We start from the raw sequence: 15981 nt of genomic DNA, 5'->3' as shown, positions 1-15981 counted from the left end.
AGGCAGAAAAATGCTATATCTTGAGCTATTTCCGTCTGATTTATAAATAAAAGGAGGAAGACTCATGGCTAAAGGATTTGCTAAAGGTCTCGTAACAGGTGTTGCAGGAACTGTTGCTGCTGTTGCAGGTGCAGTATACGCATTCAAAAAGAAAGTGATTGAACCAGAAGAACAAAAAGCAGCTTTCATCGAAGAAAACCGTAAAAAAGCAGCTCGCCGTCGCGTATCACGTTAATAAACAAAAAAGAAGTTGGTTTTTCCAACTTCTTTTTATGTTCTTAAATAGCTAGGTCAAACTTCAACTGCGGCTTTACTGGATCATAATCAACCAACTCAAAATCTTCTGCTTTAATATCAAAGAAGTTGGTCTTATCTGGTACATTTAAGACCAAACGTGGTTGGCAATTTGAAGGTTCACGGCGAAGCAATTCCTCCGCTTGTTCAAATTGATTATCGTAGATATGAAGGTTATTGATAAAGTAGAAAAATTTCCCAACCTTCCAACCAAAGTGTTTAGCAATCATCATTTGAAGCGCCACATACTGCATAGCATTGATGTGATGAGCGACAAGCATATCGTTAGAGCGTTGAGTCAAGGTTGCATCCAAATAGATTTCCCCATCTACACGACGGACATCAAACATGGTTTGAAAGGCACAAGGAAGAAGGCCATCTGTTTCCTCAAAAGCTTGGTAATCCCAAAGTGAGATGATATTGCGACGATTCCAAGGATTGGCTTCCAGCTGTTTGAGAATTTTATTGATGATGTCGTGCTTCTTAACCACAGCCCCATAACGCTCCCCAATAGTACCAGTGTCTCCCACTTCCCAATCATTCCAGTAGTGAACATTGTACTTGTCATTGAGAACTTCTAGGCTATTTGATTGATCTTGGTAAATCCAAAGCACTTCTTTAATAGCCGATTTGATAGCGATAGGACGCAAGGTCGTGATTGGAAATTCACCCTTGGATAAATCATACTCTGCAAAAGCACCTGTGATGTACTTGGAATTAGCCACTGTTCCATCCTTATACTTGGGACGAGCTTGTTCTGAAAAGACACCTTCATTGAGAATTCGTTCAATGTTTTCTTTAAAAATCTTATCTGCTTTTGTCATTTACTCTCTCCTCAACGTTTATTCTTAACTAGTATAGCATAAAAAAAGAAAGGAGGAAAATCACTCGCTTCAAGAAAGTGATTTTCTCCTTTTTATTTCTTATTGCAATACAAGAGATGCTGCTCCGATAACTCCAGCATCATTTCCTAAAGTTGCAAGAGCTAGCTTAGTTGTTGTGCGAACTTGTGGGAAGGTATTTTCATCGTAAACCTTTTGCACGCCTTGAAGAAGGAAGTCTCCTGCAGCTGATACCCCTCCACCGATAACGATAGTTGATGGGTTTAGGATAGAACCGATGTTGGCACATGCAATACCCAAGTAACGTGAGAAGTTACGGTAAACGATCAAGGCAAGATCATCCCCTTCTTTTGCCAAGTCAAAGACAGTTTTAGCAGTTACTTCTTCACCGTCGTCAATCAAGCGTTTCAACTCTGCATCACCTTCATACTCATCTGCATAACGACGAGTCAAGTTGACAATACCTGTTGCTGAAGCTACTGTCTCAAGACAGCCTTTTTTACCACAAGTACATGCGATTGGTTGGTCAAAGTCAACTGTGATGTGTCCAAGTTCACCTGCAGCACCTGCAACACCGTGCAGCAATTTACCTTCTGCCACGATACCGCCACCAACACCTGTACCAAGTGTCATAAAGACAACGTCTGGTTGGTTTTCACCAGCACCCATCCAACGTTCACCAAGAGCAGCTACGTTGGCATCGTTGTCGATAAAGAATGGAATTTCCAAGGCTGCTTCCATTTTTTCTTTGATTGGTTGAAGAGTTTTCCAGTTGAGGTTATAGGCACCGATAACAGTTCCTTTTTCACGGTCAACCACACCAGGTGAACCCATACCAATTCCACGAAAATCTTCAGCAGATAATCCAAGTAAGCCCAAACGGTGTTGAATCGATTCAATCATATCGTCTACGATATGGCTTCCTTCATCCAAAATGTTAGTCTTGATAGACCATTTTTCTTGGATTTCTCCTTCTAGCGTTAAAATAGCAAACTTGATAGATGTCCCACCAAGGTCAATCCCAATAATCTTTTGACTCATCTTTTTCTCCTTTATGATAATATCAACTTCCATATTATTTTATCAAACTTATTTCAGCAATTCAAGAAAACTTCTAGTTATTTCTGCAAACTCTTTTGGTTTAGCCCTATTCAGAACATGAGGTCCATCAGGAATAATCTGAAACTGAGAATTTGGAATCAGTTGTTGCAGACCTTTCATAGACTTTAGATTAGGCTTATCCTGACTACCACAGATTAACAAAGTTGGATATGAACAATTTTTTGCAATCTCTCTTAAATCAAGTGTTTTTAATTCTTCAGATACTCCAACTAAAAGCGATTTGTCTGCTCCCTGCTTCTCAAATATCCTTTTTGGGAGTAGTTTAAATATCAGAGATTGAATATAAAAAGGGATGTTTCCCGCTAATTTCAATGGACAACCTGATAAAACCAAGGCCTGAAGATTTGGCAGATCGTAACTTGACAATTCTAATGCAAGTGCAGCCCCTAAAGACAAACCGACTAGGACAAAAGGTTCTGTCTCCTCTGATAAGTGCTGATAAATGCGCTCTTTGGCTTCTTGGTAGGTCCCAACTCCTGAAGGAAATAAGTCCAGTGCTTCAGAGGGATAATCTGCCAGCAAATCCTGAACTTCTTTCCAACTATCTGCTGACTGTCCCAAACCGTGTAAAAATATGAGTTTCAATTAGTTCTCCTTTACTGACAATTCATACAAGCCCCTAACCGCATTGCAGGCATAAATAACTTCTGCTTCTTTCAAATCTGATAAAGTTAAGACCTTCTCTTCTACTTGCCCATTTTCAAGCAAGTGTTGACGATAAATCCCTGGTAACAGGGCTAGCTGACTAGGTGGAGTATAGAGCTTACCATCCATTTTTAAGACCAGATTCCCAATAGAGGTTTCAAGCAATTTTCCATCAGCAGTGTGATAGATGATTTCCTGATTTCCCATTGTCAAATGTGGTCGGTATGTCGTCTTAAAGTAGGTAAAGGCCTGCTCCAAATCAGCTTCTTGCAGACAAAGTTTAGCCTGACAAAAACTAGAGTTAAGTGGTGTCAATACTTGTCGTTCAATTTCAATCTCTCCAGATTTGCTGAGACTGATTCGTATCCGATAATCTTGACGGATATCACAAGACTGGTACTCCTTCTCTATTTTTTGTCTCAAAACTTCTTGGTCAAATGGAAAGGCAAAATAACGACTAGCCTTTTGCAATCTTTCTAGATGTTGCTTTTCAAAAAGCAATTTTTTCTGGCTGATTTTCCCTGTCGTAATCAGCTGAAAACGAGGTTGTTTTCGGTAAAGAACCGCTGCTTTTTGCTGGACTTCACGGTATTCTGCTTCCCAAGTACTATCCCAAGTGATGCCTCCACCGACTCCATAGATGGCTTGCCCTCCATGCAGTTGAATGGTTCGAATAGCTACGTTGAAAATCCGTCGTCCATTGGGAAGTAAGAGTCCAACAGTTCCACAGTAAACTCCTCTTGGTTGGGGCTCGAGGTTCTTGATAATTTCCATAGTCGCTATCTTGGGAGCTCCTGTAATAGAACCACATGGAAAGAGTGAACGGAAGATCTCAACTAGGTCAACATCAGTTCTCAACTGACTCTTGATAGTCGAAGTCATCTGCCACACTGTAGAATACTGCTCCACTTGGCATAAACACTCCACATGCTCACTACCAACCTCAGAAATATGATTCATGTCATTGCGCAAGAGGTCCACTATCATCATGTTTTCTGAACGATTTTTGGGATCCTGCTCCAACCAAGCGGCCTCTTTCAAGTCATCATGGTCGTTCAGACCCCGTTTAGTTGTTCCCTTCATAGGGCGAGTCGTCAACTCACGACCATTTTGCTCAAAAAAGAGTTCTGGACTCATGGAAATAACTGCCATGTCGTCATGCTCTATGTAAGCATTGTATCCTGCTTCCTGCTCCACCACCATACGATTGTAGATAGCAAAAGGATTGGCAGACAACTCCTGCTTGAGTTGGACAGTATAATTGACCTGATAAGTATCCCCTTGTCTTAAATGATGGTGAATCTGTTCAATTGCCTTTTCATAGTCCTCCGCAGATGTTACTTCCTGCCAGTTTGATGGCAACTCCACCTCCTCATAAGTCAGAGGAATGTTAGATGTTTCAACACTGTTATGAACAGTGAAGTAAAGCAAATACTCTCCTAACAAGGGACCCTCGTGAACCGCTAACTTCTTCTCAAAAGCAGGTGCAGCCTCATAGCTGACATAACCCACCACATAATAGCCCTGTTCTTGGTAGCTTTCTACTTGTGCTAGCAAGTCTGTCACTTCTGCTAAATCTCTGGTTTTTAACTCTTTAATAGGCTGGGTAAAGGTGTATCTCTCACCCAAAACCCTAAAATCAATCACTGTTTTTCTATGCATATCCTAAGTATACCATAAAAGCCAGACCCCAACAGGAGATCCGACTTTTTTTCTGATATGATTGAAAAAATTTACTCAACATAATCCAACAAATAACCATAACCCTTTTCTTCCATTTGATCTTTAGGAATAAAGCGAATGGACAGACTATTGATACAATAGCGAAGCCCTCCCTTGTCCTGAGGTCCATCTGTAAAGACATGTCCTAGGTGAGAATCCCCTGTTCTACTTCTGACTTCTGTTCTGACCATATTATAAGACTTGTCTTCCTTATAGGTAGCAACATCTGGACTGATAGGCTGGGTAAAACTAGGCCAACCACAGCCCGATTCAAATTTATCTTTCGAAGAAAAGAGAGGTTCTCCAGTTGCTACATCCACATAAATACCTGCTTCAAACTTATCCCAGTAACGATTTGAAAAGGCCCGTTCGGTTTGACTATTTTGAGTCACTGCATACTCTTCAGGAGAGAGGAGTTTTTTCAATTCATCGTCACTTGGTTTTGGATACTTACTAGAATCAATGACAGGATAGGCTGCTTGATTGACATTGATATGACAATATCCATTAGGGTTTTTCTGGAGATAATCTTGGTGGTAGTCCTCAGCCACAATAAAGTTTCTTAAGGCTTCCTTTTCAACCGCTAGAGGCTGGTCATACTTCTTAGAAACTTGATCAAAGAATTGATTGATGACTTCTAAATCTTTCTCATCTGTATAGTAAACTCCTGTTCTGTACTGAGTCCCCACATCATTTCCCTGCTTATTCTTACTGATTGGATTGATAATGCGGAAATAATGGAGCAAAATTTCTTTTAAAGAGATTTGATTGGCATCATAGGTCACATGAACAGTCTCAGCATGCCCCGTTTGGCCGATCAATTCATACTGGGTTGTTTCTCCTCTACCATTTGCATAGCCAGAAACAGCATCTGTCACACCTGATACTCGTGAAAAATACTCTTCTACTCCCCAGAAACAACCTCCCGCTAGATAGATATCATGTAAGTCAGCATCTTTACTTGAATCAGTTTTTTTCTTGGCCTTTTGTCCTTGACTAACTGCTGCCTTCTCAATTTGAGAGGTATCAGTGTAGCTAGCGCTTCTTTTTTCCCAAAGAAATAAAACTCCTAAAATAAGAAAAATGATGATTCCAATGAATACAATTATTTTTAATTTATCATTCATGATGAGCCTCTAATCTATGCTTTTTAGCGTCTGTAAAATAGTTTCTTTGTCCATAAAACCTGGCTGGGTCTTGACTAGTTTGCCTTCTTTATCGATAAAAGCCTGAGTCGGATAAGAACGAACTCCGTAACTCGCTAAAAGTTGTCCCGAAGGGTCTAGCAATACTGGTAAATCTTTATAGTCCAAACCCTGATACCATTTTTTAAAGGCTTCTTCTGACTGCTCTCCTTTTTGACCAGGAGAAACCACTGTCAAGATGACATAGTCATCACTTGCTTCTTTTGCAAGTTCATCTGTATCAGGAAGGCTGGCTAGACAGATAGAACACCAAGATGCCCAAAATTTGAGATAGACCTTTTTACCCTTATAATCAGATAGACGGTAGTTTTTCCCATCAACTCCCGTGAGTTCAAAATCTGTAACTGCTTCTCCTTTTTTTACAGTTTGAGAGCTAACTTGCGCTTGTTTGTCTGCATTTTGCTTGTCAGTTTCGCTTGTTGTCTGATTTTTACAAGCCGATAGACAAAACAGACTAGTGCAGACCAATACAGTTGCTTCCATGTTTTCATCTTCATCACCTTCTTTTTTGTCATATGAATATAGATATTCACTTTGTAGTTCTATTATATACCTACCTTGCTAAAAATACTTGGAATCTGTTTGGAAAATTCTTAAAACCCTTGGGAACCAAAAAACTCTCACCTGCTTAGCAGATGAGAGTCAATTGATTATTTAAAGATAGAAGTTTTAAAGCTATCTGTTTGTTGAAGAAGTTTCTTAAAGAGTTTTTCTTTCAAAGTGACAGTATTGTCAAATTTAACAGAACCATTCTTCAAGCTTACCTTATCTTTTTCAACAGCAGCAGCAAATGCTTGTTTCAAGTCCTCATAAGAGTTATACGTTGTACCATCAATTTCAATAGATTGAATTCCATGTTTGGCACTTGTCACAACTTCATTGAAGTAAGCTTTCTTCCAATCTTCAAGATTGTTGAATTTTCCTTCAGAAATCTTGTTGATGATGAAATCGTCACCTAGGGTCTCTTTACCAGCTTTCTTAGATTCAGCTTTTAGCATGTTAGAAGCATAGTTTAGGAAGCCTTTTTCGTAGCCATAGTAACCCCAGATTCTGAAAGTATTGTGTTTGAAGGACATAGCTCCAGGAGCACCTTCACTAGTATTCCCACCGTAGATACCAGACATCATTGGAACCGTGACATAAGCAGAATCAAAGTCAGATGGATTATAAACCCTGTTACCTGGGCCACGGTTGGTCATGAAGTTGTTAGTTACTAGGTCATCTACTGTACGTAATGGAATAGCCTTTTCCTCATCACTCAAAGGTCGCACCTTATCGAATTGATTCTTGGTGTTATTTCCTCGGTATTGTTTGTCTACTTTCTTGAACCAAGCGTTGTTTAAATCTTGATTTGCTTTATTGAGGACAGCTTCTCCTTCAAGATAATCCAGAAGCATGAGCGTATCATTATAGCCCTTCATGTAACGATCAATTTCGTCACGTGATTTAAGGTCATTTGGATTAGTGTTATACCATTGATTTCCATCATTTGGACGTTCATAAGCCATGTTGAGACCTAGGGCTTTGTACTCACCATTTGGATTTGATACTGACGGAGTTTGTAACATTCCTTGAGCAAATGCTTCAAGATCTGTTCCTTCACGGTGTCTTGAGCCACCTAGGTAAACCATTCGGTCATTTACGTGAGTTGTTTCATGAGTAAAGGCAGACACCCCAAAATCACTAATCATGTCCGTCACCATAAAGAAGACAGAATCATCCTTATATGGATTCGCATAAACGCGAGCCACAGCTCCCATACGCCAATCAGTCGCATGGTAACGGTCGGTCGGACCATACAATTCACGGATAGGTGCCACATCTTTACCACCATTTGTATGACCATAACGGTCGGTACTGATACCTTTATAGTTTTGGTTATCAAGTACAGGTGTTGGAACCATGTTATTACTCTTCAAGAGTTGATTACGGACTTTATCTAAAGATAGACGTGACCAGAAATCCAGGTAATTCTGTTGACCTTTCGCAACCTTGTCAATTTCAGCTTTGAAGGCATTACGCTCTGCTTCAGTGTTCTTACCATATTTTTCAAATGAACTATAGGCCATGGTGTTGTATGTTGAAATCAAGAACATGTGAGCATCTTTTAAGTTCAAGAGTGGTAAGATCATCTTGCCGTGCACATCGTTATTTAAGCCTTCGTATGCTCGATGTTTCTTATTTGCAAAATCAGGATTTGTTGTTTTTGGTTCCACGATATAGACATTATCTTTAGTTGCTTTTATAAACCAATCATTCAAGTCTGTATCTTTTGTGAAGAGTTCCATGTTATATTTGAGGAAGTCATTTAAATTGCCTGATAGAGTATGTTTAGTAACTACTTCACGGAAGGCATCATGTGTGCGAGTTCCTTTTACATAGTCTTCTTTTGAACCAATTTCAATCAAACGGTCTAATACATTGACGTTCTTACCATAGAAGTCTGGCTTGAACAACATGAGTTGCTTGATATTGAAATCATCAAACTTCACCCCGTAATAACGGTTAAGGTAAGAAAGGCCAAGGAGAAGCGCTGCCTTGTTGTCATCAATTTTCTTAATCAAAGCACGTTTAGCAGCTTCATCTGTGTTTAATTGATGATCCTCATTTTCAACCAACTGTTTCACAAATTTAGTAAGATTATCCTTAACTTCTTTGAAGGTTTCTTCAAGATAAAGGTTCTTAATCGCATTAACTTTGTTTGGACCAGTTCTACCAAGGTGTGTATAGATTGGATCAGATTGCAATTCTACAGGACTCAATTTTTCAACAATAGTATTGATGAGATCACTACGGTCTTTGTCAACCATGTTTGGAGTGTAAACAACTTCACCAAGTTCTGCAATACCATACTCTTTCACTTGTTTGACTTTAGAGTCTTTCGGCGTAATGCTGAAGACATCTTTTGTCTTATCTGCATAGTGGATCATAATATGATCAGCATCAGCTAATTCCGTCACAAAGGTATTGCCCCTCATGGCAGTGACAGACAATACTTCTTTAGTTAGGAGAGGACTTCCTGCAGCAAGTTTATTACCTTGGTCGACAATCCACTCTTTATTATAGAAAGGTTGAAGTTTTGCGATATTACGGTAAGCTAGCTCCCGAGTCGCATCATAACTATCAATTGCTTTGTATTGATCGTCTTTGTTAAGACTATTATTAAGCTTGTCTTCAATAGGTTTGCTGCTGGTAAATTTATCAGCAGTGATTCCCATCGCTTCAATTTTCTGCTCAGCTTCTGCCAGTGAGATACTTGGAATTTTACGTGAATTGTTAAAGGATTTCTTACCTTCACTCACGCCATCAACACTATAATTACGTTTGGTTCTTGAATAGGTGAAGTAATCGTCAGCATCAATATCTGAGTGACCAAATACCATCTCACCTGTTTTGACTTTCATCATAGTGATGTTGTCTTCAATAGTACCCAAGGCCCAGTTGGTACCCAGCAATCCACCAGATTGAACAGCTTCTTTCAGTTCGATAGAACCTTTAGCAACTGAATTTCTAAGGACACCTTCTTTACCGACCGTGTAGTTGTTAGCACCATTTTGAGATGAATAAACTAAACCTGCAGCTTTTGCTTTATTACCAGTAATTTCAGCATCAACGTAGGCTTTTTCAACGATACCCTTCCAGTTTTCACCAAGAACACCAGCTAAATAACCTCCTCTACTACCAGCAGCGTGAAGTTTACCGATAAAGGCGACATTACTTACTTTTCCACTACCATCAATTTTATTGATAATACCAGCTACATCATTATTACCGACAACACTTCCTGTTACTTTGACATTTTCGATAGTCGCATTGTTTTTGATGACATTAGCAATTGGAGCTACTCGATCAACTCCGGACATATCAATGTTGACATTTTCTAGTATGAGATCCTTAACTGAACCACCTTCAATGTTTCCAAATAATGGTTTAGTGATATTATGAATAGCAAATTTATTACCTTCAGTACTTCCCAACGAACCTTTAAAGGCATTGGTTACATAAGATTTGCCAGCAGCTGGTACATTATTAGCATTCATATTGCTACCAAGCTTGAATGTACCAGTCGGATTAGCTTGCATAGCTTTTACAAGTTCATTAAAGTCGTAGTAAACATCACCTTCATGAGCTTTAGGTTTAGGTAAATAGTGTATATACTCTTCAGTGAAACGATTCTCTGCAGTACGTTGAATCAAATCTGGTGCTTTAGCAGTTACTTTGTAAAGTTTATTTCCATCTACAGTAACTTCTTCGATTTTATCAACAGCTAGTTTCGTAACCTTGTTATCGTAAGTGGTAACTTTTAAGTAGTAAGGCTTAACATTCGATGGTTTCTCGGACAAGAGACTACTATCGGTCTCATTTCCTTGGTCATCTACACTGATTAAGCTTGTTTCCTTAATATTTTTGACTTCAACTTTTTTAAGGTCGATTCTCAATGGTTCTTCCTTAAGAACTTCTTCCTCGTCACCATTGCCACGATCATACACCATGGTCGTCGCAAGTGTATAATCCTTGTAATAATCTAAATCAGCTAAAGCTGTCGCAAGATTTGACTCTGAAAGACTAAAGGTCTTAATAACTTGATCGCCTTTTTTCAATACTGCTTGAATAGACTTAATCGTCACACCATCTGGTTTCTTAAGGTTATAAGTTGCTTTTGCACTGCGACTCAATTCTTCTGTATCAACTTTAGTTAATGTCAGAGTAGGTTTTTCTAATTCCTTAGTACCTGTTTTGATAATGTGGTCTTGTGCCTGTTCAAGAACTTCTTCTGAAACAGTAGGGGCATCTGCAGTTCTCACACCCTTGATAGTCTTGTAGACTTTGGTAATTTTCTTCTTACCATTCTTACCTACTTGAGCAACCGTTTCTGTTCCCTTCAGATGATCAGAGTCTTCTTCAACTATCGTCTTATAAGGAATTTCTTCGAAAGAAACTTCTTCCTCTTGACCTTCAATTGCTTTTGTGCCTCGGCTAATTTTTTCAGCTACAGGAGCTTTAACAACTTCCGTACTAGTGGTGATAGCTTCGCCAACTTTCTCCCCATCTACAGTTTTATAGACACGATGTATGAGTTGACTACCAGCTTCACCCTTTTGAACAACACTTTCTTCGTCTGTATAACGATTAGAATCCGATAGGTATTCTGTAGAATATGGAATTGTAACAGTTTCTGTTTCCGTCACAGTTGACTCTGTCACATTGTATTCTGGCAAGCTCGGTTGAATGAGAGATTCACCCACATGACCTTCTTCTCGAGTGCCCTTAGCTGTCACTTCGCCTGTATATTCTGGAAGTTCAGGTTGGATTGGAGATTCGCCTACATGACCTTCCTCTTGAGTGCCCTTAGCTGTCACTTCGCCTGTATATTCTGGAAGTTCAGGTTGGATTGGAGATTCGCCTACATGACCTTCCTCTTGGGTACCCTTGGCTGTCACTTCGCCTGTATATTCTGGAAGTTCAGGTTGGATTGGAGATTCGCCTACATGGCCTTCTTCTTGAGTTCCTTTAGCTGTAGTTTCCTCGGTTTGAGCGGGTTGATTCGGTTGAACAAGAGGCTCACCTTCATGAGTTTCTTCTTGTGTTACTTGACCTGTAGTCAATTTTTCATCATGAGTATTATCTGGGATAGAGACTTTCAAGTCTGCTTCTTTGAAGTACCCAATGTAGTCATACCCATCAATTTGAATAACTCCATTCGCTAAATCTTCTTTACTACATGAAGAGAGTGTCTGATTATAAGATTGTAGGACCTGATTTTCAAAAGCCTTAGCAGTAAGAGGAATAAAGTAACTACCTCCAAGGGCACCAATCAGTAGGATTCCAACTACCTTATTGCGATATTTCTTAGATATTAAGAGGACCGCTAAAGAAGCAGTTGCAAAACCGAGCCCCGCTAGCGCTAATTCTTTAGTTCCAGTACTTGGTAACTGCTGGCTTCCAACTTCTTTTTTTCTATAAACAAGATAAACAATATCATCTTGTTCTAAATTCGACGGAAGCTCTCTATGAATAAGGGCTTTTTCAGCTTCTGTCAGCTCTTGCTCTGCCAAATAGCGATAGTGTACCTGATTTGGCTCACAAACTTCATTAGCTGCTACTTGATCAAGCAAGAGGTTATTAGCACCAAAAAGCAAGGCCCCGATGATAGCAGAACCCACTCCAACAGAGAACTTTCTAATAGAATATTTTATAACCTTTTCAACTTGTTTCTTTTCCATTTTACGATTTCCTAATAGCATCTTGTGGGTATTGAGCACGCGCCCCTCCAATCAGTTTTGGACGACTAGCGAGCGCAGTTACGTGGGCATGGCCGATTGTTTTTAGAACTGGACGTATAGGTACTTGAACATGCTTGATATGCATCCCAATAGCCGTATCTCCAATATCAAGGCCTGCATCAGCTTTGATAAATTCGACCTCAACTGGGTCTTTCATATAGCGAAAGGCCGCCAATTGACCAGAACCTCCAGCATGCAAAGTCGGTAGGACACTAACAATCTCGAGATTGTTTTTGATAGCAACCTCTCGTTCTACTACCAAGGCCCGGTTGACATGTTCACATCCCTGAACTGCTAGATGGATACCTCTTGATGACAAGATTTCTAAGATTTTTTGAACAATTAATTCTCCAATTTCTTGACTAGAAGCTTTCCCAATATGTCCTCCTATCACCTCACTGGACGATAAGCCCAAAACAAAGAGAGCCCCCTCATGGAGAGAAGCCTTTGTTAGCACATCTTCTAGGATTTCCTCTACCTCTTTTTGTAAATATCCTTGGTCCATACTTTACCTCGCTTATTTCTTTCTATGATATCGTTTTTTCATCATTTTAGCAAGCTAAGTGACGTGATAGAAAGTATTTATCTATAGCACCTCAATTGAGTTTACAAAAATTATCGTATAGTCTAAGACTAAGCAAATCCAAATCCAAATCTAAAACGAAAAAGACAGAGAATTCTATTTCTCTGTCTTTTTTCAAATACTTCAAACTTTTTTGAGTCCTTGTACAGCATCATGGTTGATGATGACTTGACCATATTCTTGTAGAACTGAACGGCTGATATCACTATCATCTGCAAATTCACGCATACGAGCTAATAACCAAGCTGGATAAAGACTCGGATGATCCTCTACATCAACCAAGACTGTTAGATAGTATTGGTCATTCATTTTGTAGAGTTCTGAAGTCTCCATTTGGTAATCAACGGTTTTAGCAAAAGAAACCAAACTAGTTAAGTCATCAAAGCGTAAGATGTAGTAGATATAAGGTTCCCTTTTCCCTTCATCCACCTCAGCAATTTCATCAATTGTCGCTTCCTCTTCTTTTTCAACCTGTTCTAAAGATTGAATGGCTTCAATATCCTCTTTGTTTTTTTCTGCCATGGTTTTCTCCAAGGTTTTTAAAAATTCATCTGGAGACATTTTTGCTAGTTCATCCATATCAGGAAGGTCTGCCAAATCCTCAAAATCCAAATTTTGGTCAATCTTAGATTTCGTCACAAAGACATCAACCTTATCAGGCTTCGGTGTCACTCGGAAGCTAAGCATTCCTGTATCCAAAAAACTGTCTGGCATTTCTAGCTCATCCAAAATAGCATAGAAAAACTCTTCTGTTTTTTCCTGTGGAACGAGAAAGTCTGCGATTTCCATTCCACGATCCATCAAATCTTCTAAAGACATCGTGATTTTTAGTGTGGTATCACTGATTTGTTTCATTTTCATAGTTCGTAACCTCATACTTTCAGTTCTATCTATTATACAAGATTTAAATGATTTTATCAAAAGAATGGCGTTGGAATGTGATATAATACTAGTATCTATTTTAGAATGTAAGAAAGAAAGTTTCATGAAAAATATAAAAGTTAACGCTTTGGCTAGCTTGCTGGTCAATATTTTAAATATCGTTTTTCCCTTGATTACTAACCCCTATCTAACACGGATACTTAGTAAATCAAATTATGGTTATTTTAATACAGCTAACACCTGGGCGAGCTTTGTCATTCCACTAGCTGCCTTTGGGATTTACAATTATGGGATTCGAGCAATTAGTAAAGTAAAGGATGACAAAAATAAGATTAATTATGTCTTTTCTAAGTTGTTCTATATTTCGCTCATTACTTCTGTTGTAACAACAGCTATCTATTTCCTCTTTATTTATTTCGATACTAGTATTGTCAATCTAAAAATACTTTATTATATCCTTGGAATCCAAGCTCTTTTCCAATTCCTAAATATCGAGTGGATGAATGAAGCCTATGAGAACTATTCATTTATCCTTTATAAAACACTAGTTATTCGTATTGGAATGTTGATTGCTATCTTTGCTTTCGTTAAGACTCCTGATGATATTGTTCCCTATGCTACAATCATGAGTGCGACAACTATTATCAACTATCTACTCAGCTTCCTATGGATTAAACGAGAGGTTTCCTTTGTCAAGATTCAAGTCATTGAACTCATCAAAGCATCTAAGCCTCTTCTGACCATGCTACTCCTTGCAAATGCCAATATGCTTTACACCTTGCTGGACCGTATGTTCATTACCAAAGGACCTGATGAGAATTACATCTCCTACTACACTATTGCCTCGAGTATTGTTATGCTGATTGCTAGTGTCCTGAGTGGAGCTATCAATGTCAGCATACCTCGACTTGGTTACTATTTAGGAAAAAAAGATTACACTTCATACAAGTATCTGGTCAATCAAGGTGCATCTCTCTTTTTCTTCCTCATGATTCCGACTAGTATCGGGATTATGGTTTTAGGAACTTATGCGACTGTTATCTACTCTTCTGAAAAGTACATAGAAGCGGGAATTGTAACAAGCGTCTTTGCCTTTCGAACCATTATTTGGGCTATTGAATTAATCCTTGGAAAACAGATTATCTTTATCAATGACCACGAAAATCGTTTGACAGCTTTATACTTTATCGGTGGCGGTGTCAATGTCATCCTAAACTTTCTACTCCTTTTCAACAACATCTATACTCCTGCCTACTACATCGGGACAACGATTATTGCCGAAGCAATCGTAGTTCTACTTGAAATCCGATTTATTCAGAAACATAAACTCTTGGATTTGAAAGAAATCTTTGGAACATTAGCTCGCTACACAATTGTGTCATTAGGCTTTATCCCAATTTACTATATCTGTAAAATTCTCTTCCAAGTTCATTCATACACAGTGAATATGGCTATGCTCAGTATGGTGGTATCTACAATCGCCGGTTGTGCTATCTATTACGCTTTCGCTCTCTTTGTGATTAAGGATAAAACCCTTCACTATGCACTAGATTTAGTTCGCGCTAAAATCAAACGAAGTTAACAAAAGACCAATAAAGCTTAAGCTTTATTGGTCTTTTTATTGCAGAAAAATTTAATTAAAAATCAGTTAGAAACTTAGTTCTTTTCTTGGCTCGTTTGTGTCTTAGGTTCAGTGGATTGATTATTTTCCTCAGACGTAACAGATGAGCTTTCTGTTTGTTGAGTTTTCTTTACTTCTGTTGTTTCGAAAATATTCCCCTGACTATTTGCTACCGTTTGTTCCTGAGTTGTTTCCTCGGTTGTAGCAGTCGTCCAAATTCCATCTCGATTAACCTTATAGCCATCAGGTGTTGTACCATTTCTCAAGAGAGAACCATTTGTTTGGAAATAATACCAGTTACCATTCAGTTGTTTCCAACCAGTTTCCATGGCACCACTTGCATTGAGATAATAGCCGGCTCCATTAATATCTTGAAGACCTGTTAACATGACACCTTCCTCTGGATTGAGGTAGTACCAAAGACCTTTATCTTTGAACCAACCCGTCTTCATAGTGCCGCTACTTGCGAAGTAATAATAATGGTTATCGAGCCATTTCCAACCTGTCTGCATAGCTCCGCTTGCATTTAGATAATAACGAGAACCATCGATTTCTTGGAAGCCTGTTAACATGACACCCTCTTTATCTAGATAATACCAGATGTCCTTATCTTTGAGCCAACCTGTCTTCATCGCACCACTGCTTACGAAGTAGTAATAATGGTTATCGAGCCATTTCCAACCTGTCTGCATAGCTCCGCTTGCATTTAGATAATAACGAGAACCATCGATTTCTTGGAAGCCTGTTAACATGACACCCTCTTTATCTAGATAATACCAGA

General features: G+C 38.9%; 11 protein-coding genes and 1 pseudogene. 2 read left to right on the top strand and 10 right to left on the bottom strand.

The genetic code is table 11. The features are described from left to right. Positions 1–64 precede the first annotated feature (64 nt). The gene (locus QM810_RS00060; protein WP_001051780.1) at positions 65–235 is read left to right on the top strand and encodes a DUF3042 family protein; all 171 of its coding nucleotides are present in this window, start codon (positions 65–67) and stop codon (positions 233–235) included. A gap of 43 nt (positions 236–278) precedes the next feature. Here QM810_RS00060 and QM810_RS00055 read toward each other — a convergent pair whose 3' ends face one another. The 9 genes from QM810_RS00055 to mecA form a co-directional block, all read right to left on the bottom strand. Then, positions 279–1118 (bottom strand): thymidylate synthase, encoded by an 840-nt coding sequence (locus QM810_RS00055; protein WP_414253390.1) that lies wholly within the window; start codon positions 1116–1118, stop codon positions 279–281. A gap of 99 nt (positions 1119–1217) precedes the next feature. Continuing rightward, positions 1218–2177 carry an ROK family glucokinase gene (locus QM810_RS00050; RefSeq protein WP_414253389.1) on the bottom strand — a complete coding sequence of 320 codons (960 nt, stop codon included), beginning with the start codon at positions 2175–2177 and terminating at the stop codon, positions 1218–1220. Positions 2178–2225: 48 nt separating this feature from the next. Further along, entirely contained in the window at positions 2226–2843 is a 618-nt protein-coding gene (locus tag QM810_RS00045) for an alpha/beta fold hydrolase (RefSeq protein ID WP_303404280.1), read from the bottom strand. Then, positions 2844–4565 carry an aminodeoxychorismate synthase component I gene (pabB, locus tag QM810_RS00040; RefSeq protein WP_414253388.1) on the bottom strand — a complete coding sequence of 574 codons (1722 nt, stop codon included), beginning with the start codon at positions 4563–4565 and terminating at the stop codon, positions 2844–2846. A gap of 71 nt (positions 4566–4636) precedes the next feature. Next, on the bottom strand, positions 4637–5752 hold the full coding sequence (msrB, locus tag QM810_RS00035) for a peptide-methionine (R)-S-oxide reductase MsrB (protein ID WP_414253387.1): 1116 nt from the start codon (positions 5750–5752) through the stop codon (positions 4637–4639). A gap of 9 nt (positions 5753–5761) precedes the next feature. Further along, positions 5762–6313: a TlpA family protein disulfide reductase gene (locus tag QM810_RS00030; RefSeq protein WP_414253386.1), complete on the bottom strand. Its 552-nt coding sequence runs from the start codon at positions 6311–6313 to the stop codon at positions 5762–5764. A gap of 167 nt (positions 6314–6480) precedes the next feature. Further along, positions 6481–12054, bottom strand: a complete 5574-nt coding sequence (locus tag QM810_RS00025) for a ZmpA/ZmpB/ZmpC family metallo-endopeptidase (protein ID WP_414253385.1) — start codon at positions 12052–12054, stop codon at positions 6481–6483. Position 12055: 1 nt separating this feature from the next. Then, positions 12056–12619 (bottom strand): TIGR01440 family protein, encoded by a 564-nt coding sequence (locus QM810_RS00020; protein ID WP_414253384.1) that lies wholly within the window; start codon positions 12617–12619, stop codon positions 12056–12058. A 201-nt stretch (positions 12620–12820) separates the two neighbouring features. Further along, complete coding sequence (gene mecA / locus QM810_RS00015; protein WP_414253383.1) at positions 12821–13558, bottom strand: adaptor protein MecA; 738 nt, start codon at positions 13556–13558, stop codon at positions 12821–12823. Between the two features lie 124 nt (positions 13559–13682). Here mecA and QM810_RS00010 point away from each other — a divergent pair, with 124 nt between their 5' ends. Continuing rightward, entirely contained in the window at positions 13683–15161 is a 1479-nt protein-coding gene (locus QM810_RS00010; protein ID WP_414253382.1) for an oligosaccharide flippase family protein, read from the top strand. 74 nt (positions 15162–15235) lie between these two features. Here QM810_RS00010 and QM810_RS00005 read toward each other — a convergent pair. Continuing rightward, positions 15236–15981: pseudogene (locus tag QM810_RS00005) on the bottom strand (MBL fold metallo-hydrolase); the annotation flags it as partial.

Source organism: Streptococcus infantis (assembly GCF_047464155.1).
GTDB lineage: Bacteria > Bacillota > Bacilli > Lactobacillales > Streptococcaceae > Streptococcus > Streptococcus infantis_U.
This window is presented reverse-complemented; position numbering and strand designations above follow the sequence as displayed.